General features: G+C 66.8%; 23 protein-coding genes and 1 pseudogene. 15 read left to right on the forward strand and 9 right to left on the reverse strand.

What is annotated here, in order from left to right; all coding sequences use genetic code 11:
• The first annotated feature begins 8 nt into the window (after positions 1–8).
• From QE389_RS02710 to QE389_RS02750, 9 genes are read left to right on the forward strand one after another with little or no spacing between them, the layout of a single operon-like run.
• The gene (locus QE389_RS02710; protein WP_307364421.1) at positions 9–1,226 is read left to right on the forward strand and encodes an RIP metalloprotease; all 1,218 of its coding nucleotides are present in this window, start codon (positions 9–11) and stop codon (positions 1,224–1,226) included.
• 29 nt (positions 1,227–1,255) lie between these two features.
• Positions 1,256–3,688 carry an outer membrane protein assembly factor BamA gene (gene bamA, locus QE389_RS02715; RefSeq protein WP_307364422.1) on the forward strand — a complete coding sequence of 811 codons (2,433 nt, stop codon included), beginning with the start codon at positions 1,256–1,258 and terminating at the stop codon, positions 3,686–3,688.
• A gap of 29 nt (positions 3,689–3,717) precedes the next feature.
• Positions 3,718–4,323 carry an OmpH family outer membrane protein gene (locus QE389_RS02720; protein ID WP_307364424.1) on the forward strand — a complete coding sequence of 202 codons (606 nt, stop codon included), beginning with the start codon at positions 3,718–3,720 and terminating at the stop codon, positions 4,321–4,323.
• Positions 4,324–4,330: 7 nt separating this feature from the next.
• Complete coding sequence (lpxD, locus tag QE389_RS02725; protein ID WP_307364426.1) at positions 4,331–5,344, forward strand: UDP-3-O-(3-hydroxymyristoyl)glucosamine N-acyltransferase; 1,014 nt, start codon at positions 4,331–4,333, stop codon at positions 5,342–5,344.
• A complete protein-coding gene (gene fabZ / locus QE389_RS02730) occupies positions 5,341–5,823 on the forward strand; it encodes a 3-hydroxyacyl-ACP dehydratase FabZ (RefSeq protein WP_373458331.1) in 483 nt (160 codons plus the stop codon). The genes lpxD and fabZ overlap by 4 nt, the downstream gene beginning before the upstream one ends.
• Complete coding sequence (lpxA, locus tag QE389_RS02735; protein WP_307364430.1) at positions 5,823–6,611, forward strand: acyl-ACP--UDP-N-acetylglucosamine O-acyltransferase; 789 nt, start codon at positions 5,823–5,825, stop codon at positions 6,609–6,611. The genes fabZ and lpxA overlap by 1 nt, the downstream gene beginning before the upstream one ends.
• Positions 6,608–7,450, forward strand: a complete 843-nt coding sequence (locus QE389_RS02740) for an LpxI family protein (RefSeq protein WP_307364431.1) — start codon at positions 6,608–6,610, stop codon at positions 7,448–7,450. The genes lpxA and QE389_RS02740 overlap by 4 nt, the downstream gene beginning before the upstream one ends.
• The gene (gene lpxB / locus QE389_RS02745) at positions 7,447–8,616 is read left to right on the forward strand and encodes a lipid-A-disaccharide synthase (protein ID WP_307364432.1); all 1,170 of its coding nucleotides are present in this window, start codon (positions 7,447–7,449) and stop codon (positions 8,614–8,616) included. The genes QE389_RS02740 and lpxB overlap by 4 nt, the downstream gene beginning before the upstream one ends.
• 4 nt (positions 8,617–8,620) lie before the next feature.
• On the forward strand, positions 8,621–9,613 hold the full coding sequence (locus QE389_RS02750; protein ID WP_307364434.1) for an aromatic acid exporter family protein: 993 nt from the start codon (positions 8,621–8,623) through the stop codon (positions 9,611–9,613).
• A 61-nt stretch (positions 9,614–9,674) separates the two neighbouring features.
• On the opposite strand, the gene gltA is transcribed toward QE389_RS02750, so the two are convergent.
• Together gltA and gltX are read right to left on the reverse strand one after the other, a co-directional pair.
• Positions 9,675–10,976, reverse strand: a complete 1,302-nt coding sequence (gltA, locus tag QE389_RS02755; RefSeq protein ID WP_307364436.1) for a citrate synthase — start codon at positions 10,974–10,976, stop codon at positions 9,675–9,677.
• A 66-nt stretch (positions 10,977–11,042) separates the two neighbouring features.
• On the reverse strand, positions 11,043–12,458 hold the full coding sequence (gltX, locus tag QE389_RS02760) for a glutamate--tRNA ligase (RefSeq protein ID WP_307364438.1): 1,416 nt from the start codon (positions 12,456–12,458) through the stop codon (positions 11,043–11,045).
• Positions 12,459–12,642: 184 nt separating this feature from the next.
• On the opposite strand from gltX, the gene QE389_RS02765 reads away from it, so the two are divergent.
• Positions 12,643–14,631, forward strand: coding sequence for a ComEC/Rec2 family competence protein (locus QE389_RS02765; RefSeq protein WP_307364439.1), 1,989 nt, complete (start codon positions 12,643–12,645; stop codon positions 14,629–14,631).
• Here the strand turns inward: QE389_RS02765 and lexA are convergent.
• From lexA to QE389_RS02785, 4 genes are all read right to left on the reverse strand, one after another.
• Positions 14,612–15,310 carry a transcriptional repressor LexA gene (gene lexA / locus QE389_RS02770; RefSeq protein ID WP_307364441.1) on the reverse strand — a complete coding sequence of 233 codons (699 nt, stop codon included), beginning with the start codon at positions 15,308–15,310 and terminating at the stop codon, positions 14,612–14,614. The two genes, QE389_RS02765 and lexA, sit on opposite strands and share 20 nt — an antisense overlap.
• A 121-nt stretch (positions 15,311–15,431) precedes the next feature.
• Positions 15,432–16,238, reverse strand: a complete 807-nt coding sequence (gene trpC, locus QE389_RS02775) for an indole-3-glycerol phosphate synthase TrpC (RefSeq protein ID WP_307364443.1) — start codon at positions 16,236–16,238, stop codon at positions 15,432–15,434.
• Positions 16,235–17,272 carry an anthranilate phosphoribosyltransferase gene (gene trpD, locus QE389_RS02780; RefSeq protein WP_307364445.1) on the reverse strand — a complete coding sequence of 346 codons (1,038 nt, stop codon included), beginning with the start codon at positions 17,270–17,272 and terminating at the stop codon, positions 16,235–16,237. Before trpD ends, trpC begins: the two co-directional genes overlap by 4 nt.
• A 2-nt stretch (positions 17,273–17,274) precedes the next feature.
• Positions 17,275–17,865 carry an aminodeoxychorismate/anthranilate synthase component II gene (locus QE389_RS02785; RefSeq protein ID WP_307364446.1) on the reverse strand — a complete coding sequence of 197 codons (591 nt, stop codon included), beginning with the start codon at positions 17,863–17,865 and terminating at the stop codon, positions 17,275–17,277.
• 88 nt (positions 17,866–17,953) lie between these two features.
• On the opposite strand from QE389_RS02785, the gene QE389_RS02790 reads away from it, so the two are divergent.
• The gene (locus QE389_RS02790) at positions 17,954–18,157 is read left to right on the forward strand and encodes a peptidoglycan-binding protein (protein WP_307364448.1); all 204 of its coding nucleotides are present in this window, start codon (positions 17,954–17,956) and stop codon (positions 18,155–18,157) included.
• 19 nt (positions 18,158–18,176) lie between these two features.
• On the opposite strand, the pseudogene trpE reads toward QE389_RS02790, so the two are convergent.
• Positions 18,177–19,695, reverse strand: a pseudogene (trpE, locus tag QE389_RS02795) (anthranilate synthase component I).
• Positions 19,692–21,593 carry a peptidylprolyl isomerase gene (locus QE389_RS02800; RefSeq protein ID WP_307364451.1) on the reverse strand — a complete coding sequence of 634 codons (1,902 nt, stop codon included), beginning with the start codon at positions 21,591–21,593 and terminating at the stop codon, positions 19,692–19,694. The pseudogene trpE and the gene QE389_RS02800 overlap by 4 nt, the downstream one beginning before the upstream one ends.
• Positions 21,594–21,733: 140 nt before the next feature.
• Here QE389_RS02800 and tpiA point away from each other — a divergent pair, with 140 nt between their 5' ends.
• From tpiA to QE389_RS02820, 4 genes are all read left to right on the forward strand, one after another.
• Positions 21,734–22,483, forward strand: a complete 750-nt coding sequence (tpiA, locus tag QE389_RS02805) for a triose-phosphate isomerase (RefSeq protein ID WP_307364453.1) — start codon at positions 21,734–21,736, stop codon at positions 22,481–22,483.
• A 64-nt stretch (positions 22,484–22,547) separates the two neighbouring features.
• Positions 22,548–22,976 carry a preprotein translocase subunit SecG gene (gene secG / locus QE389_RS02810; protein ID WP_373458286.1) on the forward strand — a complete coding sequence of 143 codons (429 nt, stop codon included), beginning with the start codon at positions 22,548–22,550 and terminating at the stop codon, positions 22,974–22,976.
• Between the two features lie 125 nt (positions 22,977–23,101).
• Entirely contained in the window at positions 23,102–24,754 is a 1,653-nt protein-coding gene (locus QE389_RS02815; RefSeq protein WP_307364457.1) for a CTP synthase, read from the forward strand.
• Between the two features lie 103 nt (positions 24,755–24,857).
• The gene (locus tag QE389_RS02820; protein WP_307364459.1) at positions 24,858–25,016 is read left to right on the forward strand and encodes a hypothetical protein; all 159 of its coding nucleotides are present in this window, start codon (positions 24,858–24,860) and stop codon (positions 25,014–25,016) included.
• 4 nt (positions 25,017–25,020) lie between these two features.
• Here the strand turns inward: QE389_RS02820 and QE389_RS02825 are convergent, their stop codons facing one another.
• Positions 25,021–26,376: a hypothetical protein gene (locus QE389_RS02825; protein ID WP_307364462.1), complete on the reverse strand. Its 1,356-nt coding sequence runs from the start codon at positions 26,374–26,376 to the stop codon at positions 25,021–25,023.
• Positions 26,377–26,403: the final 27 nt, after the last annotated feature.

The raw sequence follows: 26,403 nt of genomic DNA on the forward strand, positions 1-26,403 counted from the left end.
ACTTTCGAATGCTGGGCGTATTGGGTCAGATCCTGATCTACATCGTGCCGTTCCTGCTGGTGCTGACCTTCATCGTCACCATCCATGAACTGGGCCACTTCCTGGTCGCGCGCGCCTTCGGGGTGAAGGTCGATCGGTTCGCCGTCGGTTTCGGCAAGGCGCTGTTCAGTCGCACGGACCGGCACGGCATCGAATGGCGGCTGGGTTGGCTGCCCCTTGGCGGCTACGTCAAGTTCTCGGGCGATCTGGACGCCTCCAGCGTACCGGATCAGGCGGGACTGGCGGAACTGCGGCAGCGCGTCGTCGGCGAACATGGGCCGGGCGCCGAGCGTGACTATTTCCATTTCAAGCCGGTATGGCAGCGCGCCCTGATCGTGGTCGCGGGGCCAGCGGCCAATTTCATCCTGGCCATAGCCATCTTTTCGATCAGCCTGATGGGGCTGGGAAAGGTGATCGTCCCCGCGCGGGTGTATCAGGTTCAGCCCGAGACCCCGGCCGCCGCCGCCGGCTTTCGACCCGGCGATCTGATCACCGCCATCGACGGGCGAATGATCGAGGACGGCTCCGAAGTCAGCCGCGCCGTCATGCTGAGCGCGGGCGACCCCTTGCGGTTCACCGTCGAGCGCGGCGGGCGAACCGTCGTTCTCACGGCGACACCCCAACGTCGGCTGCAGGACGATCCCATCGCCGGCCGGGTCAAGGTGGCCCAGATCGGCCTGATGATGCGCCCCGCCGCCACAGACATCCGCCATGTCCGCTATGGCCCGATCGACGCCGTGGCTGGTGCGGTCGGCGAAGTCGGGGACACCATCGGCGCGACCCTGACCTATCTGGGCCGGATGATCACCGGTCGGGAATCGGGCGATCAGCTGAGCGGCCCGTTGGGCATCGCCAAGGTCAGCGGCTCCCTGACCAATGCGGTGGCCGAGGTCAGCCCGGACGCCGGGGCCTTCGCGCTGAACCTGTCGGTGACAATGATCCGCCTTGCCGCCATACTTTCGATCGGAATCGGCTTTCTAAACCTGTTGCCCATTCCGGTGCTGGACGGCGGCCATCTGCTTTTCTACGGCTTCGAGGCTGTGGCGAGAAGACCCGTTTCGGCCCGGTATCAGGAGATGGGCTATCGCGCAGGTCTTGCGCTTCTGGCGGGATTTATGTTGTTCGCGACGTGGAACGACCTACAGAAGCTCAACCTCTTCCAATTCCTCGGCGGGCTCGTCTCGTGAGCCGACGCCAGCCCCCGATGGTTTTCAGAATGAACGACATGACCTCTCGCGCCGCCGTCCGACTGGGCGCCCGTTCCAGCCTGCTCGCTCTCGCCGTCGCGGCGGGCTTCACCGCCCCGGCTCTCGCGCAGAGCGCGCCCGTGCAGCCGACCGTCGCACCTGCGCCCCCGGCCGCCGCTCCGGCAGAGGCGACCCCTCACGTTCAGGTGGCCGCGCCCCAGCCGATCACCATCAACCGGATCATCGTGCAGGGCGCCCAGCGCATCGACCAGACGACGGTCCTGTCCTATCTGCCGATCCGTCCTGGCGACGCCGTCGACGCCTCGGTTCTGGACGTCGCGGTCCGCACCCTGTCGCGCACCGGCCTGTTCGCCGACGTTCAACTGGGCGTGCAGAATGGCGACCTGATCGTCCAGATCGTGGAAAACCCGATCATCAACCAGGTGGTTTTCGAGGGCAATCACGCCCTGTCGCAGGACAAGCTGAACAAGGAAGTGACGCTGAAGCCGCGCGGCATCTACACTCGCGCCAAGGTTCAGGAGGATGTCGGCTCCATCATCGAACTGTATCGTCTGCAGGGCCGCATCTCCGCCACCGTCACGCCCAAGCTGGTCCAGCTAGAGCAGAACCGCGTCGATGTGATCTTCGAGATCAACGAAGGCCCCCAGACCGGCATCAGCGCCATCAACGTCTTGGGCAACAAGGCCTTCTCCGATGGCGACGTGCGTGGCGTGATGGTCACGGAGAAGTCCCAGTGGTGGAAGTTCTTCTCGAACAACGACAACTACGACCCCAACCGCCTGGAATACGATCAGGAGCAGCTGCGGAAATTCTACACCAACCGCGGCTACTACGATTTCCGCATCATCTCTTCGGTGGCCGAGCTTCAGCCCGACAATCAGGCGTTCGAAATCACCCTGACGCTGAACGAAGGCGACAAGTACAATTTCGGCAAGATCAACGTCGTCACCCAGAACGACCGACTGAACGCGGATTTCCTGAAGGCGCTTGTGCCGATCCGCGAAGGCCAGTTGTACGAGAGCGACAAGATCGAGCAGGCCGTAGACGCCCTGACCTTTGCGGCGGGCTCGGCCGGTTACGCCTTCGTCGAGATCAATCCGACCTATCGCGCCAATCCGGAGACGGACACGGTCGATGTGACCTTCAACGTGTCGGAAGGGCAGCGCGTCTATATCGACCGCATCAACGTCGTCGGCAACACCCGCACCATCGACCCGGTCATTCGTCGGGAACTCCTGCTGACGGAAGGCGACGCCTATAACCGCGCCCTGATGGAGCGATCACGCAACAATCTGCGGGCGCTGGGCTTCTTCAAGGACGTGAAGGTCGCCGAAGAGCGCGGCAGCGCGCCCGACCGCTCGGTCATCAACGTCAATGTCGAGGAACAGCCGACCGGCGAACTGTCCGTCGGCGCAGGCTTCAGCTCGGTCGATTCCTTCACGGTGAACCTTGGCATTTCGGAGCGGAACTTCCGCGGTCGAGGCCAGAACGTGGTCGCCCGTCTGGAGTGGGGTTCGCTGCGCCAGCAGGTCGATTTCCGTTTCACCGAGCCGAAGTTCCTGGGCCGCGATCTGCGCGCCGGCTTCGACCTGTTCCATTCGCGCTACGATCTCAGCCGGTATTCGTCCTACGATTACAGATCCACGGGCGGGGGCTTGCGCCTGTCCTATCCGCTGAACGGCAATATGTTGCTCAGCACCCGTTACTTCCTGAAGTCGGACGAGATCATCGTGCCGTACGGTTACTGCGGCGGCGTAGGCGCCGGGTCGTCGGCCCTGTGCGATCAGATCGGCAGCTATATCAACTCGTCGATCGGCTACACGCTGCAGATCAACTACACCAACGATCCGATCCGCCCGACGCGCGGCTGGGCGGGTTCGATACGTCAGGACCTGGCCGGTCTGGGCGGCGACGTGAACTATGTGAAGACCGAGGCGGACGCCAGTTGGTACTATGGCATCACGCCCAACTGGGTCGTCAGCCTGCAGGGTTCGACCGGCTATGTCAGCGGCTGGAACGGCGATCCAATCCGCATCAACGACCGCTTCTTCAAGGGCGGCAACAGCTTCCGCGGCTTCGAGACCGCTGGCATGGGTCCGCGCGACCGCACCACCACCGACGCCCTGGGCGGTAACTTCTACGCCATCGGCACGGTGGAGCTGACGGTGCCCAACTATCTGCCCGAGCAGTATGGCATCAAGACCTCGCTCTTCGCCGACGTCGGCACCCTGGGCGTGCTGGACGACCGCTACAAGCTGACGGCGACCGGCGCCCCCAACGCCAATATCGCCGACGAACTGTCGCTGCGCGCCTCGGCCGGTGTCAGCATCCACTGGAAGTCGCCGATGGGGCCGATCCGTTTCGACATCTCCAAGGTCCTGTCCAAGGAAGACTACGACAAGACGGAATCCTTCCGTTTCTCGACGTCGACCCAATTCTAACCGCGGCCTAGTCGTCGCAAGAGGATAAAATGAAAGCTCTGATCATCGCGGCTGCGGCCGCCGCTTCGCTTATGGCCACGGGCGCCAACGCCCAGCAGGCCGCCGCCCCGACAAACCCGGGTCCGGTCATCCCGGGCGTCTGCGTCTATTACAACGCCCGCCTCCTGGCCCAGTCGTCGGCCGGCCAGGCTGTGGAGACGCGCATGCAGCAACTGGCCCAGGAAGTTCAAGGCGAACTGCAGCCCTACGCCACCGCCATTCAGACCGAGGCGCAAGCTCTGCAATCGGCCGGCGCCAGCCTGCCCGCCGACCAGGCCAACCAACGCCGTCAGGCGCTGCAGCAGCGCGTGCAGGAAGCCCAGCAGCTGGAAGCCACGCGCGAGAACGAACTGCGCTATACGCTGGGCATGCAGCGGCAGGCGATCACCACCGCCGTTTCGCCGATCCTGACCGCCATCTATCAGGAAAAGGGCTGCGGCCTGCTGCTGGACCGCGAAAGCGTCTTCATGATGAACCCCGCCATGGACGTGACCGATCTGGCGATCCAGCGCCTGAACACGGCCCTGCCGACCCTGAGCTTCAACCGCATGCCGGTTCCGGCCCAGCAAGGTCAACAGCCCGCGGCCGCCAACTAAGGTCGACATGCCCGACGCCCGCTTCTTCGAGACCCTGCCGCCCCTGACCGTCGCCGCCCTGGCGGCCCAGATCGGCGGCGAGGTCGAGAGGGGCGGGGATCGGCTGATCGCATCGGTCGCGCCCCTGTCCTCGGCGGACGGGGGCGCGATTGCGTTTCTGGGCGATCGCAAATTCGCCGCCGCCCTGGCCGCGACCCAGGCGGGGTGCGTGATCGTGCCGCCGGAAGCGGTTCAGGCCGCTCCTGCGCAAGCCGCCGTCATCGTGTCCCGCACGCCCCAGGCCGCCTGGGCCATGGCGTCCTTGCGACTGCACCGGCCATTGAAACTAGACAGGGGCATCGCGCGATCCGAAGCCGTCGAAGACGACACAGTGGTCATCGAGCCGGGCGTGGTTCTGGGGGAAGGTGTGCGGATCGGGCGCGGAACCCGAATCTGCGCCAATGCGGTGATCGGACCGGGCGTCCAGATCGGCCGCGAGTGCGTCATCGGCCCGAACGTCAGCGTCGCCTTCGGCCTGATCGGCGACCGGGTGAAGCTATACGCCGGGGCGCGGATCGGGGAGGCCGGCTTCGGCGCCACCGGGACCGCGGCGGGCGCCATGGACATTCCTCAGCTGGGCCGCGTCATCCTGCAGGACGGGGTGACGGTGGGCGCCAACAGCTGCATAGACCGCGGCGCCTATGACGACACCATCATCGGCGAGAACACCAAGATCGATAATCTGGTCATGGTGGGCCACAACTGCGTCATAGGCCGCAACAATCTGATGGCGGCCAATACGGGCATTTCGGGTTCCGTGACCAGCGGCGACAATGTCATCTTCGGCGGCAAGGCGGGCATCGGCGATCACATCGCCATCGGCGAGGGCGCCCGGATCGCGGCCGGCGCGGGGGTGTTGGCCGACATCCCGGCCGGAGAGACCTGGTCGGGTTATCCGGCCCGTCCGATCCGACAGTTCTTGCGCGAGACGGTCTGGCTCGCCAAACAGGCGTCTTCGAAGAAGGCTCCGAAGGAATCATAGGGATGAGCGACACGACGGCTGTCGAGGACAGGATCGATTACGCCGAGGTGATGCGGCGCCTGCCGCACCGCTATCCTTTCCTGCTGGTGGACAAGGCCGAGGCCTTCGTGCCCGCGACCTCTATCGTGGGCATCAAGAACGTCACGCACAACGAACCTTTCTTCCCCGGTCATTTCCCTATCGATCCAGTCATGCCGGGCGTGCTGATCGTCGAGGCCATGGCCCAGACCGGCGCGCTGCTGATGTCCAAGACCCTGGATGTGGCGGTGGCCGACAAGGTCATCATGTTCATGTCCATCGACGGCGTGCGCTTCCGCAAGCCCGCACGGCCCGGCGATCAGCTTCGCATGGAGGTCAAGGTGATCCGGGCGCGGGGCGACGCCTACAAGTTCCGGGGCGAAACGTTCATCGACGGCAAGCTGGCGGCCGAGGCCGAATTCATGGCCATGGTCGTCACGGTGCCGGAGCCGGCCGCCTGATGGCCGTCCACCCCACAGCCGTCGTCGATCCGACCGCCCTGCTGGCCGAGGACGTCGCGGTCGGGCCGTGGTGCGTTGTCGGGCCTAACGTCACCCTGGGGCAGGGCGTTCGTCTGATCAGCCACGTCGTCGTCCAGCAGGACACGACGGTCGGCGACGGCACGACCATCCATCCGTTCGCCGTCATCGGCGGCGATCCCCAGCACAATGGCTACAAGGGCGAGCCGGTGCGGCTGGAGATCGGGTCGAACAACGTCATCCGCGAACACTGCACCTTCAATCGCGGCACGCCGCAGGGGACGGGCGTGACCGTCGTGGGCTCCAACAGCCTGTTCATGACCGGCGCCCACGTCGGTCATGACTGCGTGGTCGGCGACCAGGTGGTGATGGCCAACAACGCCACCCTGGGCGGCCACGCCCAGATCGGCGGCAAGGTCTTTCTGGGCGGCCTGTGCGCCGTGCATCAGAACGGCCGCGTGGGTCAGGGCGCCATCATCGGCGGGCTGGCGGCGGTGACACGCGACGTTATCCCCTATGGATCTGTCTGGGGCAATCATGCGCGGCTGCGCGGCCTTAACCTGATCGGGCTGAAACGCAAGGGTTACGGCAAGGAGCAGGTCCGCCGGCTGCTGGCCGCTTATCGAGAGTTGTTCGAGGGTGAAGGCGAGTTCGCCGGCCGGATCGAAGGGGTGGCGGAACGGTACGCCGACCTGCCCGAGATCGTCGAGATCATCGCCTTCATCCGAGACGGCGGGCGGCGACCGTTGTGCCTGCCAAACGCGGAATGAGTCCGGTCGCCAAGCTGGGCCTGATTGCTGGGGGCGGCGACCTGCCGGCGGCGGTGGCCGGCCGGTGCGACGCCGAGGGACGCCCCGTCTATGTCGTGCGTCTGGAGGGGTTCGCGGATCCGCACCTGGCGCGCTGGCCCGGAGACGATTTCGGCATGGCCCAGATCGGCGCCATCCTGAAGGCCCTCAAGGCGAACGGGTGTCGGGCGGTCTGTCTGGCGGGCATCGTCAATCGCCCTGATTTCAAGATGTTGAAGCCCGACTTTAAAGGCGCGACCCTGCTTCCGGGCATTGTGGCTGCCGCCTCGAAAGGCGACGACGCCCTGTTGCGGAAAATCCTCTCGGTGTTCGAGGGCGAAGGCTTCTCCGTAGAAGGGGCGGATGACATTCTGGGGGGGGAGATGCTGCCTTCAGGCGCCTTGGGCGGGCTTGCGCCGACCTCGGCGCAACTGGAAGACCTAAAGAAAGCCCTTTATATAGCCGAAAAATCAGGTGAATTAGATATCGGGCAGGGCGCTGTCGTCTGCGACGGCCTTGTTCTGGCGGTGGAGGCGCAGGAGGGCACCGACGCCATGCTGCGTCGCGTGGCGGGTCTTCCAGGCGATTTGCGCGGTCGACCTGGCGCGCCACGGGGCGCGCTGGGCAAGGCGCCCAAGCCGATTCAGGACCTGCGGGTCGACATGCCGGTGATCGGGCCACGCACGATCGAACTGGCGGCCGAGGCGGGCCTGGCCGGCATCGGCGGCATGGCCGGGCGGCTGATCCTGATCGATCGGCCCGCGATCATCGCTGCGGCCGACCGTCTGGGTCTGTTCGTCTGGGGCGAAACGACCGCATGACCCGCCCACTGAAGATCATGCTGGTGGCGGCCGAGGCGTCTGGCGACGCCCTGGGCGCCGGCCTCGCCCGCGCTCTCAAGGGCCGGCTGGGCGATCAGGTCGCTTTCGTCGGCGTGGGCGGTCCGCGCATGGCGGCCGAGGGCGTGGCCACCCCCTTTGACATCGCCGAACTGTCGATCCTGGGCTGGATCGAGGGGCTGAGGGCCTATGGCACGGTCAAGCGACGGGTCCAGGAAACGGCCGCACTGGCCAAGCGCGAGCGACCGGACGCCGTGGTCCTGATCGACAGCTGGGGCTTCACCATTCGCGTGGCCAAGGCCATTCGGGCCGCGCGGCCGAACGTGCCCTTGATCAAATATGTGGGGCCGCAGGTCTGGGCCTCGCGCCAGGGTCGGGCGCGGACCCTGGCGGGGGCGGTCGATCACTTGCTGGCGCTCTACGCCTTCGATGCGCCGTGGTTCGAAAGAGAGGGGCTGGCGACGACCGTGGTTGGGTCCTCTGCCCTGCATGTGAACATGGACGAGGCGAACGGCGCGGCCTTCCGGGTGCGGCGCGGCATCGCCGAGGCGGCGCGCCTGCTGCTGGTCCTGCCGGGCAGCCGGCCCAGCGAGATCCGCCGCATGACGCCCGTTTACGAGGAAACGATCCGCAAGCTGAAGACTGTCGATCCTAGGCTGGAGGTGGCCGTCGTGGCGGCCGGCACGGTGGCCGAGGACGTGGCGGGCCGGGTCGCCGCTTGGCCGTTCCGTGTCCATCTGGTGGACGAGGCCGAGAAGTACGACGCCATGCGGGCGGCGACGGCGGCCCTGGCGACCAGCGGCACGGTCTCGACCGAACTGGCCCTGGCCGGCGCGCCGATGGTTATAGCCTACAAGATCGACGGCCTGTCGTACCAGTTGATGAAGCGGATGGTCACGGCCAGGCACATCACCCTGTTCAATGTCGCCGCCGACGACCGGATCGCGCCGGAGTTCATCCAACACGAGGCGACGCCTGCGCTGCTGGCCGCCGCTGTTGGTCGCCTGTTGACCGATCCGGCCGCGGCGGGCGAACAGGCGCGCCGGCAGATGGCGGCGCTGGACCTGATGGGCCGGGGCGGACCCGATCCTTCCGAACTGGCGGCGGATGCGGTGTTGCGCGTCATCGCCGAAAAGACCGGACGTTGAGACCATGGCGCGCGCGTTGAGCCACCGGCGTGCGGCCGAGGTTCGCGCGGCGCTACAGATGGCGGCGGGCGCGACGGCGGCCCTTTATCTGGCGACCTGGCTGCGTCTGCCCCATCCCTATTGGAGCGTTATCTCCGCCATCGTGGTCATTCAGGCCAGCGTGGGCGGCAGCGTGCTGACCGTGGCCCGCGACCGGGCGATCGGGACCGCCATCGGCGCTCTGGTCGGGGCGCTGGTGGCCTTTGCGCGACCGCCGGGCTTGGAGAGCCTGGTGATCGGCATGGCGGCGGCGACGGCCTTGCTGGCCTTTTTCGGAGCCGGTCGGGCCTGGCTCAAGGTCGCCCCGGTCGCGGCGGTCATCGTCATCACCGGCGGTTCCGGAGCCGATGGCCCCGCTTCCCTGGCGATCGACCGGGTGATGGAGATCCTGGTGGGCAGCGGCGTCGGGGTGATCGCCATACTGGCGCTATTCCCGCGTCATGCGCGCCAGGCTTTCCGGCTGCAGGCGCGCGATGCGGCCGGCGAGGCGGCGGCCCTGCTGGCCCTGGTCTGTCAGGGCGATCCAGCGGCGGGGGCCGAGATTTCCCGTCGCCACACCGATTTGAAACGGCGGCTGGACGATCTGGGCAAGGCGGCGAAGAACGTCATCGACCTGCCTGGACCGCAACGCGAGACGGCCGACCGGCAAGCCCTGGCGCGCGCCTTCTGGCGGGTGCGCAGCGACATAGTCATCCTGGGGCGGGGCTTTCAGGTGGAGGGCGTGTCCGCCCGGCTGGCGCCCTGGGCCGAGGACGCTGCACGCGCGGTTCGCCGTCTAGAAGCCCTGTCGCGGGGAAAGGCGGTCGAACCCTTGGGACCCATCGACGCGACCTTGGCTCTGTCGCGGGCGGTGGAAGGCGACGACATGGCTCTGGGGGCCGCCTCGATCGGTCTGGCCCATATGCACCGCGATCTGGACGATTTGGCCGGGCGCTTCAGGGACCTCAAGCTGGTATGAGGCCAAAGAAAAACGCCGGGGCGGAACCCCGGCGTTCTGCAGTCATGCGTGAAGGCGCCGATCAGCCGCGCTGATCGATAGCGACGTAATCCCGCTCGGTCGGCCCGGTGTATAGCTGGCGAGGGCGGCCGATCTTCTGCGACGGATCCGACATCATTTCCTGCCACTGTGCGATCCAGCCCACGGTGCGGGCCAGGGCGAACAGGACGGTGAACATGGTGGTGGGGAATCCCATCGCCGACAGGGTGATACCCGAGTAGAAGTCCACGTTCGGGAACAGTTTGCGCGAGGTGAAGTATTCGTCCGAAAGGGCGACCTTCTCCAGCTCCTTGGCGACCTGGAACAGCGGGTCGTTCTCGCGGCCCGTGGCGGCCAGCACTTCATAGGCCGACTGCTGCATGACCTTGGCGCGCGGGTCGTAGTTCTTATAGACCCGATGGCCGAAGCCCATCAGCTTGTACTTGCGATCCTTCACGCCCTGGATGAACTCGGGAATCTTGTCGGGGGTGCCGATTTCCTTGAGCATGTTCAACGCCTCTTCGTTGGCGCCGCCGTGCGACGGGCCCCACAGGCAGGCGATACCGGCGGCGATACAGGCGAACGGGTTGGCGCCCGACGAACCGGCGAGACGCACGGTCGAGGTCGAGGCGTTCTGCTCGTGGTCGGCGTGCAGGGTGAAGATGCGGTCCATGGCGCGCACCAGGGCCGGATCCACATGATAGTCCTCGGCCGGGACGGCGAAGCACATCCGCAGGAAGTTTTCGGCGTAGGACAGGTCGTTGCGCGGCGAGATGAAGGGCTGGCCGACGTGATATTTGTAGGCGCGCGCCGCGATGGTCGGCATCTTGGCGATCAGGCGGATGGCCGAGATGTCGCGCTGCACCGGATCATGGATGTCCAGGCTGTCATGATAGAAGGCCGACAGAGCGCCGACCGTGCCGACCATGATCGACATCGGGTGGGCGTCGCGGCGGAAGCCTTCGAAGAAGCGGTCGAACTGGGCATGCAGCATCGTGTGCCGTGTGATGCTCTCTTCGAACTTCTCGTACTGCGCCGCTGTCGGCAATTCGCCGTGCAGCAGCAGGTAGCAGACCTCGACGAAGTTCGACTTGGCCGCCAGTTGATCGATGGGATAGCCGCGGTGCAGCAGAACGCCTTCGTCGCCATCGATGAAGGTCAGGGCCGACTCGCAGGCCGCCGTCGAGGTGAAGCCGGGGTCGAAGGTGAAGGCGCCCGTCGCGCCGTACAGCTTGCGGATGTCGATCACGTCCGGACCCGTCGAGCCCGATAGCACGGGCAGTTCAACGGTCTTGCCCTCGAACGACAGGCTCGCCGAAGCGGCGGATTTGGGTTGTTCAGTCATGAATGCCCCTTCGCATCTTACGTCCGGTCGCGGAGAGGCGTCGGGCGCTTTTGGGTGTGTGGGTGATCACTTAGTCTGTTGCAGCGCGTCATCCAAGCGCCCGAGGCTTTCCTGGCGCCCCAGAGCCGACAAAATTCGTGCAATATCAGGCGAAGTTGACCCGGCGGTAAGCGCTGTGCGTGCGGCGGGGCCGATCTTGCCGAAGCCCACGCCCTCGTCCTCGGCGAAGGCTTTCAGTTCAGCCTCCAAAGCGAACACATCCCAGGACTGGAATAGGGCCAGCCGGTCGCGCAGTCGGCCCAGACGTTCCAGGGTTTCGCCGGACAGCAGAACGCGGGCCTTGTCGTCGAACGCCAACGGGCGCGCCTTCAGTACGAACTCCGTCTGGTCCGCCAACTCCAGAATGGTCTTGGCGCGATCTTTCACGAAGGGCATGGCGCGACGCAGCCGATCTTCATCGTCGGGTTGGAGCCCGCGACCCCGCTGGAGATGCGCATCCAGCGCCATCTTGGCCAGACGATCATTGTCCGCCAGGCGCAGCCAGTGGGCGTTGACGTGGGCCAGTTTGTCGAAGTCCAGGCGCGCCGGCGCCTTGCCAATTCCGTCCAGATCGAACCAGGCGACGGCCTGTTCGTCGCTGAACAGTTCGTCGTCGCCGTGCGCCCAGCCCAGACGGGCCAGATAGTTGCGCATGGCCTCGGGCAGATAACCCATCTCGGCGTATTCATGCACCGCCTGGGCGCCGTGACGTTTGGACAGTTTGGCGCCGTCGGGGCCGTGGATCAGGGGAATGTGGGCGAAGGTTGGCCGCGTCCAGCCCAGGGCGTCGTAGATCAGGCTCTGACGCGCCGCATTGTTCAGGTGGTCGTCGCCACGGATGACGTGGGTGACGCCCATGTCGTGATCGTCCACGACCACAGCCAGATTATAGGTGGGCGCGCCGTCGGAACGCAGCAGGACCAGATCGTCCAGATCGTCGCTCGACCAGTTGACGGCGCCCTGCACCGCGTCGGGCACGGTGATGGTCATTCCGCGGGGTCGGCGGAAGCGAACGACGTGGGGCAGGGCCAGATCGTCCACCGTCGGCTTTCGGTCGCGCCAGGGCGATTCGAAGGGACGCCTTTCGGCCTTGGCCTGGTCCCGCAGACGGCCGGTTTCCTCGGCCGTGGCGAAGTCGCGGTAGGCGTGACCGCTTTCCAGCAGTTGATCGACGACCTCGCGGTGGCGGTCGGCGCGGCTGAACTGGAAGATCGGCTCTTCGTCGGCGAACAGCTCCAGCCAGCTTAGGCCGTCGAAGATCGCCTTTACGGCCTCGTCCGTGGACCGCTCGCGATCGGTGTCCTCGACGCGGATCAGGAAACGTCCTGCGTGTCGTCTGGCGTACAACCAGTTGAACAAGGCGGTTCTCGCGCCGCCGATATGCAGATAGCCTGTGGGCGAGGGGGCGAAGCGAGTGACGACGGTCGAGGAAGGCAGGGTCATGGGGGAAGGGTCCGTAAGGCAGGCCCTTATACCCCCCGAGACGGCAAAACCTACCCCTGCCGCGCGTTTGCACGCCTGGTGGAGGGAAGAGGTCGCGGCCCAGTCGTCGCGCCGACGTCTGTGCGCGCCTGTGGCCTTTGGCGGCGGGGCGGCGCTCTATTTCGCACTAAGGGTTGAACCGCCCTTGTGGCCTCTGCTCGGCATGGCCGTAACGACATCGGGCGGGTGGCTTTTTGCGCGCCAGCGGGGTCTGGCTCGGGCCTGGGTCTGGCTGTTGTTGATGGCGGCCTGCCTGGCTGGCGGTCTGGCGGTGGCCAAGATCCGGACCGAATTCGTCGCCGCCCCGATCGCGCCGGCGCTGAGTCGTCCCACCGTCATCGAAGCCTGGGTCGTGGACGTCGACAGTCCGGGCCAACGCGGGGCCAGGGTCGTGATCGCGCCGGTGCGGATTCGCGGTTTGGCGCCGGAGCAAACGCCGGTCCGGCTGAGGGCCACGGTGCGAGGAGAGCCGCCCCGCCCCGGTGAGGCTATTCGACTGTTCGCCATTCTGAATCCGCCGCCCGCGCCCGCCAGCCCCGGCGCCTACGATTTCGGCCGCAACGCTTTTTTCCAGGGCATGGGCGGCGTGGCCTTCGCCCTGGGAGAGACCCGACGCATCGACCTGGCGCCCGCCCCCTGGCGACTGCGGCTGAGCATGACGATCAATGGCGCGCGCTATGCCTTGGCTGAGCGGATCGTAGAGCGATTGGGCGTCCGCAACGGCGGGATCGCCGCCGCCATGACCACCAGCCACGAAACCTGGATCAGCCAGGACGACCTGGACCTGATGCGCGATTCGGGATTGGCGCACATCCTGTCGGTCTCGGGCCTGCACATGGCCATCGTGGGCGGCTTCGTCTTCTTCGGGGTGCGGTTGGGCGTCGCGGCCTGGCCCTGGCTGGCCCTGAGGATTTCCGGCAAGAAAATCGCCGCGACGGCGGGCCTGATCGCCCTGGCGGTCTATCTGGTCGTATCAGGCGCGCCGGCGCCGGCGGAACGGGCGGCCGTGACGGCCGCCATCGCCTTTCTGGCCATCCTGCTGGATCGCCAGGCGGTGACGATGCACGGCCTGGCGGTCGCGGCCTTTGTGGTTCTGGCGCTTCAGCCCGAGGCCATCGTGACGCCGGGGTTTCAGATGTCCTTCGCGGCGACCGCCGCCCTGGTGGCCCTGGTCGAGGCCTGGCCGAAGCGCATGCGAGAGATTTCCGTGCCCTGGCCGATCGCGGCGGTGCAGCGTTTCGGCGGCTGGCTGACGGCGGCGGTGACGGCCAGCCTGGTGGCCGGCCTGGCGACCGGACCCTTCGCCATGCAGCATTTCAATCGAACGGCCGTCTATGGCCTGCTGGCCAATCTGGGCACGGCGCCGATCGCCGACTTCATCCTGATGCCGACCCTGGCCCTGGGGGCGGCGCTGGAGCCCCTGGGCCTGGGCGCGCCTTTTCTGGCCGTCGCAGGCTGGGGTGTGGAAGCGATGCTGGGCGTCGGCGGCTGGACGGCAGGCTTGCCCGGCGCCGTCCGCACCATCGCCAGCGCGCCCGACTACGTCCTGCCCATCGCCTTTCTGGGCGTGCTGTTCATCTGCCTGTGGCGCGGACGGTTGCGATGTCTGGGCGCGCCGTTCGCGGCGGCGGTTCTGCTGTGGCCCCGACCGGCTGCGCCGGATCTGTGGATCGGAGACGGCGGGACAAATGCGGCTTTCCGCCAGGCGGATGAGGCCGTGGTGGTCCGGCCCGGCGTGCGGGAGTTCGCCGTCGATCTTTGGTCCCGCCGACGCGGGCTTGAAATGACGGATAGGCCGCAGGATGGCTGGACCTGCGCCCGTTTCGCCTGTCGGCCGGACACATCGGCGTCAGGTCCCATAGCGCTGTGGTGGGGCAAGCGCAGCCCGGACGCCGATCAGATGGAGGCCCTGTGCCGTTCGGCGCCGGTCGTCAGTGTGCGGGCGGCCGTCCCGACCCTGCCGCCGGCTTGTGAGGGACGGTTGGTGCTGGACGGAATCGACTATGCCCGGGGCGGTGCGGTTGAACTGTGGAGGGAAGGGCAGGGCTGGAGGGCGGTCTGGACGACCCAGGCGCGGGGTCGGCGCCCGTGGACCCGCCAGCCCGATCCCGACGTCAGTGATAGCGGCGCATAAGGCCGACCAGACGACCCTGAACCTGGACCTGATCCGGTCCGAAGATGCGGGTTTCGTACAGGCGGTTCGCCGGCTCCAGCGCGATGGAGGCGCCCTTGCGACGCAGGCGTTTCAGCGTCGCTTCCTCGCCCTCGACCAGGGCTACGACGATTTCGCCATTGTTGGCCGTGTCGCCGCGCCGGATGACCACCAGATCGCCGTTCAGAATGCCGGCCTCGATCATGGAATCGCCTTCGATCTCCAGCAGATAGTGATCGCCCTTGCCCAGCAGGGATTCCGGCACGGGCAGGCGGTCCTGTTCGTGCTGGATGGCGGCGATGGGGGTGCCGGCGGCGATCTTGCCGAGCAGGGGCAGTTCGCGAATGTCGTTGGCGGGCGTGGCGACCGGCGCTGACAGAGCGGCGCCGCCTTCGATCACGTCGGGCTTGAAGCCGGCCCGACCGCGTGGCGCCCCGGCCGTGGCCTGTTCGGGCAATTTGGTGACTTCCAGCGCACGGGCGCGATGGGCCAGACGCCTGATGAAACCGCGCTCTTCCAGCGCCGTGATCAGGCGGTGGATGCCAGACTTGGACGCCAGGTCCAGCGCCTCCTTCATCTCGTCGAACGACGGGGAAACGCCCGTTTCCTGAATCCGTTCGTGAATGAACATCAGCAGTTCGTGCTGCTTGCGCGTGAGCATCGCCGGCCCCTCATGCGCCCGACCGACGAATCGGAACGGGCCGTGAACATTGACGATGTTCTGTAAGTGTTCCTTGCTAATGTCAACTTAACGGCAGTGTCGCCCGCCGTCAGGTCCGTTGTCAGGCGGCCAGCAGGCGACGGGTGGCCGTCTCGATATCGTCGTGGCGCATCAGGCTTTCACCGACCAGGATCGCCTGGGCGTGGGCGGCCGAAACGCGCTCGACATCCTCGGGCGTAAAGATGCCGCTTTCCGCGACCAGCAGCGCATGCACAGGGCTGAGCATCGACAGGCGCTCCGTAACCTCCAGGTCCACCTCAAAGGTCCGCAGCGACCGATTGTTGATCCCGACCAGGGCGTCCGTCCGATCCGAAACAAGGGCGCAGGCGCGGGCCATTTCGGTTTCGTCGTGCGTTTCGATCAGGGCGTCCATGCCGAACCGTTCTGCCTCGGACAGAAGTTCCCCCGCCAGCCCGTCGTCGATCATCGCCAGGATGATCAGGATGCAGTCGGCGCCCAGGGCGCGGCTTTCGGCCACCTGCCAGGGATCGACCAGAAAGTCCTTGCGTAGGCAGGGCAGGGCGACGGCGGACCGCGCCTGGGTCAGATAGGCGTCGTCGCCCTGAAAACTCGGGCCGTCGGTCAGGACCGAGAGGCAGGCCGCGCCGCCGGCCTCATAAGCCATGGCGAGGTTTGCCGGATGGAAGTCCGCCCGTATCAAGCCTTTGGAAGGGCTAGCCTTCTTGATCTCGGCGATCAAGGCGGGGCGGCCAGTTTCCTCGACGGCGCGACTTAGGGCGTCGCGAAAACCGCGAGGGGTGGAGGCGGCCTGCGCCAGGGCCTCGATCGCGTCCTGAGAGGCGGCGGCCTTGCGCGCAAGGACTTCCTCTCGCTTGTAGTCGGCGATCCGTTCCAACACGTCGGTCATGCCGCTCCTTCCGTTTCCAGGGGCGTGGAGGTGATCCGCACCAGGCGCGCCAAGGCCCGGGCGGCGCGGCCGTCGTCGATGGCCGCGGCGGCCAGGGCGGCCCCTTCGGCCAGGTCGGCGGCCCGATCCGATACCACGAAGGCGGCGGCGGCGTTCAGCAGCACAATGTCGCGGTAGGGGCCGGTCTGTCCCTCCAGCAGGGCGCGCAAGGCCGCCGCGTTCTCCTCGGCATCGCCGCCGCGGATGGCCTCGATCGGCGCGCGGGGCAGGCCGGCGTCCTCGGGCGCGACGGCGAAGCGTCGCACCGCGCCGTCTTTCCACTCGGCCACTTCGGTCGGGCCCGAGATCGCCAACTCGTCCAGGCCCTGGCCGTGGACGGTCCAGGCCCGCACCGCGCCCAGCCGCCCCAGGACCTCGGCCAGGGGCTCCAGCAGTCGAGGATCATAAACGCCCATGACCTGACGCCGTGCAGACGCCGGGTTCGAAAGCGGCCCCAAAAGATTGAAAACCGTTCGAAAACCGATCTCTGCGCGCGCCGGGCCGACGTGGCGCATGGCGCCGTGATAGGCGGGGGCGAACAAGAAGCAGATGCCCGCCTCGTCCAGCGCCAGTCGTTGCTGGGCCGGCGTCGCCATCAGGTTGACGCCCAGGATCGACAGCACGTCCGACGAGCCTGACTTGGACGACATGGCGCGGTTACCGTGCTTTGCGACCTTCAATCCGGCGCCGGCCAGCACCAAGGCTGCGGCCGTGGAGATGTTGTAGGTATGCTGGCCGTCGCCGCCCGTGCCGCAGGTGTCGATCACCTCGTAAGGGTGGTCCAGCGTCAGGGCGGCCTCACGCATGGCGCGGGCGAAGGCGGCGATCTCGTCCACCGTCTCGCCGCGCATTCGAAGGGCCGTCAGGGCGGCGGCGACCTGGGCCGGAGTGGGTTCGCCCCGCAGGCAGGCGGCGAAGAAGTCGTGCGCCTGTTGCGACGTCAGCGGCCGGCCCTCGACCAGCCGGGCCAGGATCGGCTTGAACCCGTCCGCCATGATCAGGCGGCCGCGAGGCGCTTCACGCCGGCCAGGGTCAGGAAGTTGGCCAGCATGTCATGGCCGTGTTCGGTGGCGATGGACTCGGGATGGAATTGTACGCCGTGAATGGGCCGCGTGCGGTGCTGCAGACCCATGATCTCGCCATCGGCGGTCCAGGCGGTGACGTCCAGACAATCCGGCAGGGTTTCGCGCTTGACGGCCAGCGAGTGATAGCGCGTCGCGGTGAAGGGCGAGGGCAGGCCCGCGAAGACGCTCTTGCCCTCGTGCAGAATAGGCGAGGTCTTGCCGTGCATCAGGGCTTTGGCGCGAATGACGTCCCCGCCGAAGGCCTGACCGATGGCCTGGTGGCCCAGGCAGACGCCCAGGATCGGCATGGAGGCCGGCGCGCTGGCGATCAGCGGCAGGCAGATGCCCGCCTGATCCGGCGCGCAGGGGCCGGGCGACAGCAGCACGGCAGCGGGGTTCAGCGCCCAGGCCTGGTCCGTCGTCAGGTCGTCGTTGCGCACCACATGAGTCGGCGCGCCCAACTCCGCGAGGTAGTGGACGAGGTTGTAGGTGAAGCTGTCGTAGTTATCGACGACGAGGATCATGGCGCGGTTCTAGGCGCGCGATGCGGCCGCGCCAAGCACCGGGACGCGCTAAAGCGCATCTTAACCGTTGCGGGCGTCAGATGACGTGGTGAAATTGACCGCCGAACAAGACATCGCCGACAAGATCGCCGCCGCGAAGGCCCGGCTGGTCGTGGTCGAACCCCAGGCCAGCAGCCTGTCCGCCCTAGGCGCCGCCGCGCTGGCGGCGACGGCGGCCGTTCTGATGGCGGGCGTGATGGTGATCGGGCCGGGCGTTCACTTTGATGATGCGACGTCGACCTATCAGCCCTGATCCTTAGGCGTCCTGAGACCTAGCGGTTGCCCGAGCGAAAGCGCCAGGCGTCCTCGGCCGCCCGCATCGGCGCGCGCGCCTTTTGCTGCGTCTCGGCGTATTCGGCGGCCGGATCGCTGTCGGCCACCACGCCAGCGCCGGCCTGGACGAAGATGCGATCGTCAGCAAACAGCGCCGTGCGCAGGGTGATGCAGATATCCGCCTCTCCTCCCGCCGAAATGTAGCCGACGCCGCCACCATAGCCGACGCCGCGTTTTTCGGTCTCAAGCTCGTCGATGATCTCCATCGCGCGGACCTTCGGCGCGCCCGACAGGGTGCCGGCGGGCAGGGCGGCCAGGAGAGTGTCCACCGCGTCCAACTTCGGATTGGCCTTGCCGCGCACATTGGAGACGATGTGCATGACCTGGCTGTAGCGTTCGACGACGAAGCTTTCGGTGACTTCGACCGTGCCCGGCGCGGCGACGCGGCCGACATCGTTTCGGCCCAGGTCCAGCAGCATCAGGTGTTCGGCCAGTTCCTTCGGATCGGCCAGCAGTTCGGCTTCCAGGGCCTTGTCGGCTTCGGGCGTGGCGCCACGCGCGCGGGTGCCGGCCAGCGGACGGATCGTGACCGTCCCTTCCTTCAGCCGGACCAGGATTTCCGGGCTGGACCCCGCAAGCTGGAACCCGTCGAAGTTCAGATAGAAGAGATAGGGCGACGGGTTCTGGCGGCGCAGCGAGCGATAGAAGGCGAACGGATCGTCGGACCACGGCGCCGAGAAGCGGTGGCTGAGCACGACCTGAAAGATGTCGCCGGCGGTGATGTAGTCCTTGGCGCGAGCCACCATCCGACCGAAACCGGCCTGATCGACCGGCGAGGCGAAGACCGGCGCCGGGGTTTCCTGCGGCGTGGCGCGAAAAGGCAGGGGCTCGCGCAAGGCGGTTTCGAAGGGCGTCGAGGCGGTCCAGAGCGGCGTCGAAGGCCGCCTGGGGGGCGATGTCCGCGTCGGGATAGGCGGCGGCGACCAGAACGACCTCGTGCCGGACCGAATCGAAGATAGCGACCAGGGACGGTCGGGTCAGGACCGCGTCCGGCAGGTTCAGCGGATCGGGATTGGGCGCGCCCAGCGGTTCCAGCAGCCGAACCATATCGTAGCCGAACACACCGAACAGGCCCGCCGCCATCGGCGGCAGGTCGTCGGGCAGATCGAAGCGCGAAGCGGCGATCAGGGCGCGAAGCGACCGAAGGGTCGGCAGGGCTTCCACGACGAACCGCCCGTCCTCGATCTGTGCGCCCCGCGCGATCTCCGCCCTGTCGGCGCGACAGCGCCAGACGACGTCGGGGTCCAGCGTCAGGATGGAGTAGCGGCCCTTGACCGTCCCGCCTTCCACCGATTCCAGCAGACAGGCGTAGGGGCGGTTCCGACCCAGCTTCAGGAAGGCCGAAACCGGCGTTTCCAGGTCGTCGATCAGGCGACGGACGACGACCTGGGGGCGACCGGCCGAAAGACCGGTGGCAAAGGCGTCGAAATCGCCTTCGCCGAACGCGGACTGGCTCATTGCGGCGGTGCGGCCGGGGTGTCGCCCGACAGGCCCAGGGCCTGACGAGCCATCGCCGGGTCGTTCTTGGCCTTGGACTTCTTGGCGCCGGCGGTCATCTCGGCCTGAACCAGAGCCTGCACCAGCTCCTGTGTCAGGCGCGGACGGACCTGCTCGGCCAGAGGACCGGCGACGGCTGGATTGGCGGCATGGACATTGTCCACACGGCCGATGACGAAGCCCTGTTCGCCAGGCTGGGAGAAGACCTGACCCTTGCCCTGGCCGAACAGGCCCTGGAGGACGGCCTGGCCCAGCGCCTGCTGGGTCGCTTGATCGCGCATCACGCCGGTGCGCACGGTGACGGGGGCGTTGATGGAGCGGGCCACTGCGGCGATGTCCTCGCCGTTGCGGACGCGGCCGGCCAGTTCTTCGGCCTTGGTCGACAGCTTGCGCAGAGTTTCGCGCTGGATCCACTGCTGGGCCAGGGGTTCGCGCACCTCGGCCAGGGTCGGCAGGGCGGACGGGCGGATGTCGTTCACGCGGACCGCGAAATATTGACCTTGGCCAGCGTCGATCACGTCGCTTTCGCCGCCCTTGGTCAGGCTCCAGGCCGTTTCGAAGATTTGCGGCGGGGCGTTCAGCGCCTGACCGTTCGGCAGTTTCCCGTCCTTGGTGAAGGGCGGCAGATCGACGATGCGGGCGCCGACCGACTGGGCGGCGTCGGTCAGGGTCTTGCCGGCCTGGCGGGCGGCTTCATACTTCTCGACCTTGGCGTAGGTCTGGGTCTTCACATCCTCTTCGCGCAGCTCCTGTACGATCTGTTCACGGCTGTTTTCCAGCGTCGCCGGCTGGCCGGGCTGGATCGCCGTGACCTTGGCGACGGCGAAGCCGACGCCGGCCTGGACCGGATCGGACACCTGGTTGGGCTGAAGGCTGAAGACGGCGGCGGCCGTGGCGGCGTCGCCGACGGCGGTGCGAGGCGTGGCGTTGAAGACCGCAGGGGTGATGTTGTTGGCGCGCCCCGCCTCGGCCGGCGACTGACCGGCGCGCAGGGCGGCCGCGACCTTCTGGGCCGTTTCGCGATTCGGCGCGGTCAGGGTCACGAAGCTGCGGGTTTCCGGCTTGCCCAGGCTGTCTTTCTTGAACTGGAAGCGCTCGCGGATGCGGTCCTCGGAAATCGTCGGCGCGGCGTCGCGTTCCGGCGTAAACAGAACGACCGAGACCATGCGGAACTCGGGCGCGCGCAGGCGTTCGGCGTTCTCCTGGATGAAGGCGGTCAGTTGGGCGTCGGTGGGCGCCGGAATCTGACCGGCCATGGCGCGCGTCACCTCGAACCAGCGACCGTCGCGCGTCTCATAGGCCGAACCGGCCAGCAGGGCGCCGTAGATGCGCGGCAAGCGGGCTCCGGCGAAGATGGCGGAGCCGAAATGCTCGACCGCATACTGGTCGCGCAGGTCCTGCTCCAACATGGCGGGCGTCAGGTTCTGCTGGGCCAGGGCGGTCTGATAGGCCTGCTGGTCGAATTGACCCGTTACGGAGTTGAAGAAGGCGGGGATCTGGCGAATCTGTTTGACGATCAGTTCCTGGCCCGGACGGATGCCGGCCTTCCAGGCCCAGTTCAGGAAGCCCAACTGTTCCGTCTGGCTGTCCAGGAAGCGGATGTGGATGTTCTCCGCCACCAGGTCCTGGTTGGTCAGGGGACGACCCGCCTGTTCCTGAAGCCGGGTGCGGACCTGATCGAAGGCGGTGCGGAACTCGGCCTCATTCATGGTGCGCGATCCCGCGTCGATCACATGCTTGGGGCCCAGGTTGGCGAACACGTCCATGCGCGCGCCGACGATCACGAAACTGATGGCGATCAGGACCAGCAGGGCGGCGGCCCATTTGGAGCGGGAAAAGGCGCGGAAGGCGGTGATCATTCGAAAGCTCGAGGACGTGCCGAGATTGGCGTCATGGTGGCGTATAGTCGGGCGGGACGCGCCCCTGCAAGGACGGCTTCGTGTCCGGATTGCGGCGAAATGCCTTGGCTTCGCGTTTTGCGGCGCCTAGAGAAGCGGCCATGAAACAATCCGTGAAGCTGATCGTCGGCAATTGGAAGATGCACGGCCTGTCCGCCGATCTGGGCGAAGCCGCCACGCTGCGCCAGGCGCTTGAGGAAGAAAGCGCTTCTTGCCGCGTCGTCCTGTGCCCGCCGGCGACCCTGCTGGATCGGATGCGGACGGTCGTGGAGGGCGGAGCCGTAGAGTTGGGCGGACAGGATTGTCACGAGAAGCCGGCTGGGGCCTTCACCGGCTCGACCTCCGCCGCGATGTTGGCCGATGCGGGCGCGAGCCTGGTGATCCTGGGACATTCCGAGCGCCGCGCCGCCTTCGGCGAGAACGACGCCGCTGTGGCCGCCAAGGTCGAAGCGGCCATCGCCGCAGGCCTTGAACCTATCGTCTGCGTCGGCGAGACCCTGGCCCAGCGCGAGGCGGGCGACGCCGTCGCGGTCGTCAGCGCTCAGGTCGAGAACTCGCTGGCGGACAGCCTGGCCGAACGGCCCTTCGCCGTGGCCTATGAGCCGGTCTGGGCCATCGGCACGGGCCTGACGCCGACGTTGGAGCAGATCGCGGAGGTTCACGCCGCGTTGCGCGCCGCCTTGGTGCGTCGGCTGGGCCAGGCGGCGGCGCGGATACCGATCCTCTACGGCGGGTCGGTGAAGCCCGAGAACGCGGCCGAGATTCTGGCCGCGTCCGAAGTCGGCGGCGCCCTGGTGGGGGGCGCCTCCTTAAAGGCCGAGGACTTTCTGAAAATCATCCGCGCCGCGTGACGTTTGCCCCCGACGGCCTTCGATGATAGAGGCCGCCGCTTGATCGGCGCACCTTCGCGCCCACATGAATGACGCCATGCTCCAGACCATCCTGCTCGTCGCCATCATCATCGTCGCCATCTCCCTGACGGGCGTGGTGTTGCTGCAGCGTTCCGAGGGCGGCGCCCTGGGTATGGGCGGCGGACCTTCGGGCTTCATGACAGCGCGGGGCGCCGGCAATCTGCTGACCAAGGTGACATGGGTCCTGGCCGCCCTGCTGTTCGGCCTGACCATCGTGCTGACCGTCGTCGGCAACATGGACCGCGCCGCGGTGTCGGGCATCGACGCCGACGCCGTCGGCTCCCTGGCCACCCGTCCTGCGGCCAGCCAGACGCAACAACCGGCCCAGCCGCAGCCCGCCCAACCGGTCAAGCCGGCGGCGCCGTCGCTGGACGATCTGGAAGCCAGCGTCTCGGCGCCTGCGCAGAGCCCGGCCCAGCAGCCCGCCCGTTAACGGACGGGCCTTCGAAACGACCTTTTCGAAAGCGCGCCGCAGGGCGCGCTTTCTTCTTTTGATCAACAGTTCGATTCGCTTCGGGCCATGCCGCCTTTGCGAATCATGGAGTAAGGTGTTCGCCCATGGCTCGCTATGTGTTCATCACCGGCGGCGTGGTTTCCTCGCTTGGAAAAGGCCTCGCCTCCGCCGCTCTCGGCGCTCTTCTGCAGGCGCGGGGTTACAAGGTCCGTCTACGCAAGCTGGACCCCTATCTCAACGTCGATCCGGGCACGATGAGCCCGTATCAGCACGGCGAGGTGTTCGTGACCGACGATGGCGCCGAGACCGACCTGGATTTGGGCCACTACGAGCGGTTCACCGGCGTTTCGGCCGCCAAGTCCGACAATGTGACCACTGGCCGCATCTATTCGACGATCCTCGAGAAGGAACGCCGGGGCGACTATCTGGGTGCGACCGTGCAGGTGATCCCGCACGTCACCGACCAGATCAAATCCTTCTGCCTGACGCCCGCCCTGACTGACGCAGGCGAAGATGTGGATTTCGTCCTGGTCGAGATCGGCGGCACGGTCGGCGATATCGAGGGCCTGCCCTTCTTCGAGGCCATCCGCCAACTGGGTCAGGATCTGCCGCGCGGCCAGTCATGCTTTGTCCATCTGACGCTGCTGCCCTTCATTAAGACCGCCGGGGAGATGAAGACCAAGCCGACGCAGCACTCGGTCAAGGAACTGCGCTCCATCGGCATCCAGCCCGATATTCTCCTGTGCCGCTGCGAACAGCCGATCCCGGCCGATGAAAAGCGCAAGATCGGTCTGTTCTGCAACGTGCGGGAAAGCGGCGTGATCCAGGCAATGGATTCGGCCGATATCTACGCCGTACCGCTGGACTATCACCGTGAGGGACTGGACCGCGAAGTCCTCGCCCACTTCGGCATCGCCGACGCGCCCGAACCCGATCTGAGCGGCTGGCAGGAGATTGTGCGTCGTCGCCTGCAGCCGGACGGCGAAGTCACCATCGCTGTGGTCGGCAAATACACGGTGCTGAAGGACGCCTACAAGTCGCTGATCGAGGCGCTGCATCACGGCGGCGTGGCCAACAACGTCAAGGTCAACATCGACTGGGTCGAGGCCGACACCTTCGAAGGCGACCCGCAGGCCTGCGCCCAGCGTCTGGAAGGCGCCCACGCCATCCTGGTGCCGGGCGGTTTCGGAGAGCGCGGGGCCGAAGGCAAGATCGAGGCGGCGCGCTTCGCCCGCGAGCGCAAGATTCCCTATTTCGGCATCTGCTTCGGCATGCAAATGGCGGTAATCGAGGCGGCCCGGAATCTGGCCGGCTATCCCGAGGCGTCATCGACCGAGTTCGGCCCGACGTCCGAGCCGGTCGTGGGCCTGATGACCGAATGGGTTCAGGGCAATCAGCGCGTTCTGCGCCAGCAGGGCGGCGATCTGGGCGGCACCATGCGCCTGGGCGCGTATGACTCGGCGCTGAAGGCCGGGTCACGGATCGCCGATATCTATGGGGCGACCGCCATCAGCGAACGTCATCGCCATCGCTATGAGGTCAACATCAACTACCGTGAGGCGATCGAGGAGAAGGCCGGCCTGGTCTTCGCTGGCCTGTCGCCCGACGGCGTCCTGCCCGAGACGGTGGAGCGGCCGGACCATCCCTGGTTCATCGGCGTGCAGTATCATCCCGAGCTGAAGAGCCGCCCGTTCGCGCCTCATCCGCTGTTCGCCAGCTTCATCGGCGCGGCCCTGGAGCAAAGCCGCCTGGTCTAAAAGAACAGCGTTCACGCAGCTGGGATTCCACCAGGCGCGGCTTTTGCTGTAACGCTAGGGAATTGGATCGTACTGGCACGGTCCAGGATCGCTGGAGCGATCGATGATCGGCGAGTTGCTCTATCATCTGCACAAGCATGTCCGCCTCGCCCTGATTATCGGCGGACTGATTCTGGCCCTCGGCCTTGTGGCTGCCGGATACGGTCTGACGCGCCATGGGCCAGAGGCGTCGGCCCGTCCGGCGACCGCCGAACGGGCCTGAGCCGTCAGTCGATCTTCAGCCGAACGAAGACCATCCCTCCATCGGGGTCGTCGCCGTAAAGGGGCTCAAGCGCCTGGGGCACGCGATTGACGGCATAGAGGGCGCCCAGACCTAACCGGATGTTCGGCGCGATCCGCCAGTCGCGCACGGCTCCGACCGAAGCCTTGCCGACAACGTAGAGGGGGCCGTGGCCGCCGCCGACGCCGGGGACCAGTTCATCCGTTTCGATCCGCTCGGCGCGCCCGAAGACGGTCCAGTGTTCGTTCGGATGCACGGCGGATTCCAGCAACCAGCCGTCCTTGGACTCGCCGTGGTCGTTGGTTTTGCGTCCCCAGGCCAGGGTCGAGGACCACCAGCCCGTGTCGCCCAGGCGTCGAGTATGGATGGCGCTGGTGGACCATTTCGTTTCGTCCTCGTCCGGCTCCAACTGCTCGGGGGCGGAGACCTGGGCGTAGGAGACCTGGAGGGACCATGTGTCTGTGGGGTTCCAGCTGCCGCGCACCGACCAACTGTCCAGCCTGGGCGCGTCGATGCCCCAGCGGTGCTGGTCCGGCTCCCGGCCCTTGAAGGCCGAGGTCTCGATTTTGAAGCGGTCATGCGCCCAACCCAGGGTCGTCACGCCGAAGACGATATGGGTCGAGTCCAGCCAGTGGTGGGTGATCGGCGCCTCGGGGCTGTCCATGGCGCTCATGCGGTGCATGAAAGCCGGCGGACCAAAGGCGGGCTCGCCCGGCAGGCCAATGTAGCCATAGACGCTGTCCTTGTCGGACAGACGTTTCGAATAGCTGGCCGACAGTTCCATGAAGAAGTCGTGCGGGTGCTGGCGGTCGACCAGGGGCGTGACCCCGTCCGCCGTCTCTCCGGCTGCCAATAGCAATGGATAGCCCGCCTTTCCCATCAGCGGATCGGGGCTGAGCATGGCGCGCAAGTTCAGGGTCGAGCCGTCGTCGAAGTCGCGGCGGGCCGAAGTCATCAGCATGCCGGCGACGAAGGTCTTGTCGTCGCCGCGCGGCCCGGATTGGCGGTCGTAGACGACGTTCAGCAGGGCGTGGGTCATCAGCATCCAGTCGCCGTGCATGGCGTGGACGCCGCCGTGGTCGCTGGCGTCCGGCTGCCAACTGGCGCCGGAGGCATCGCGGTTCATGGGCCATGCGCCATAGGGGCTGGTCATAGCCATGGCGTGGGGAGCGTCGGACGCCATGGTGTCGTGGTCGCCGTCGTGATCGCCCATTTCCTGCGCGGCAGGGTTCGCCGCAGGGGGCTCGTGAGTGTGGTGAGCTTGGTCCTGGGCGGTCGCCGCCTGGGCGAGGGCCAAGAGGGAGGCGCCGGCGCAGACGCCGACGAGGGTTCGGATGGCCATCAGGGCCTCCTTTGATGTGATCGTGAC

This window comes from Brevundimonas sp. SORGH_AS_0993 (genome assembly GCF_030818545.1).
Classification (GTDB): domain Bacteria; phylum Pseudomonadota; class Alphaproteobacteria; order Caulobacterales; family Caulobacteraceae; genus Brevundimonas.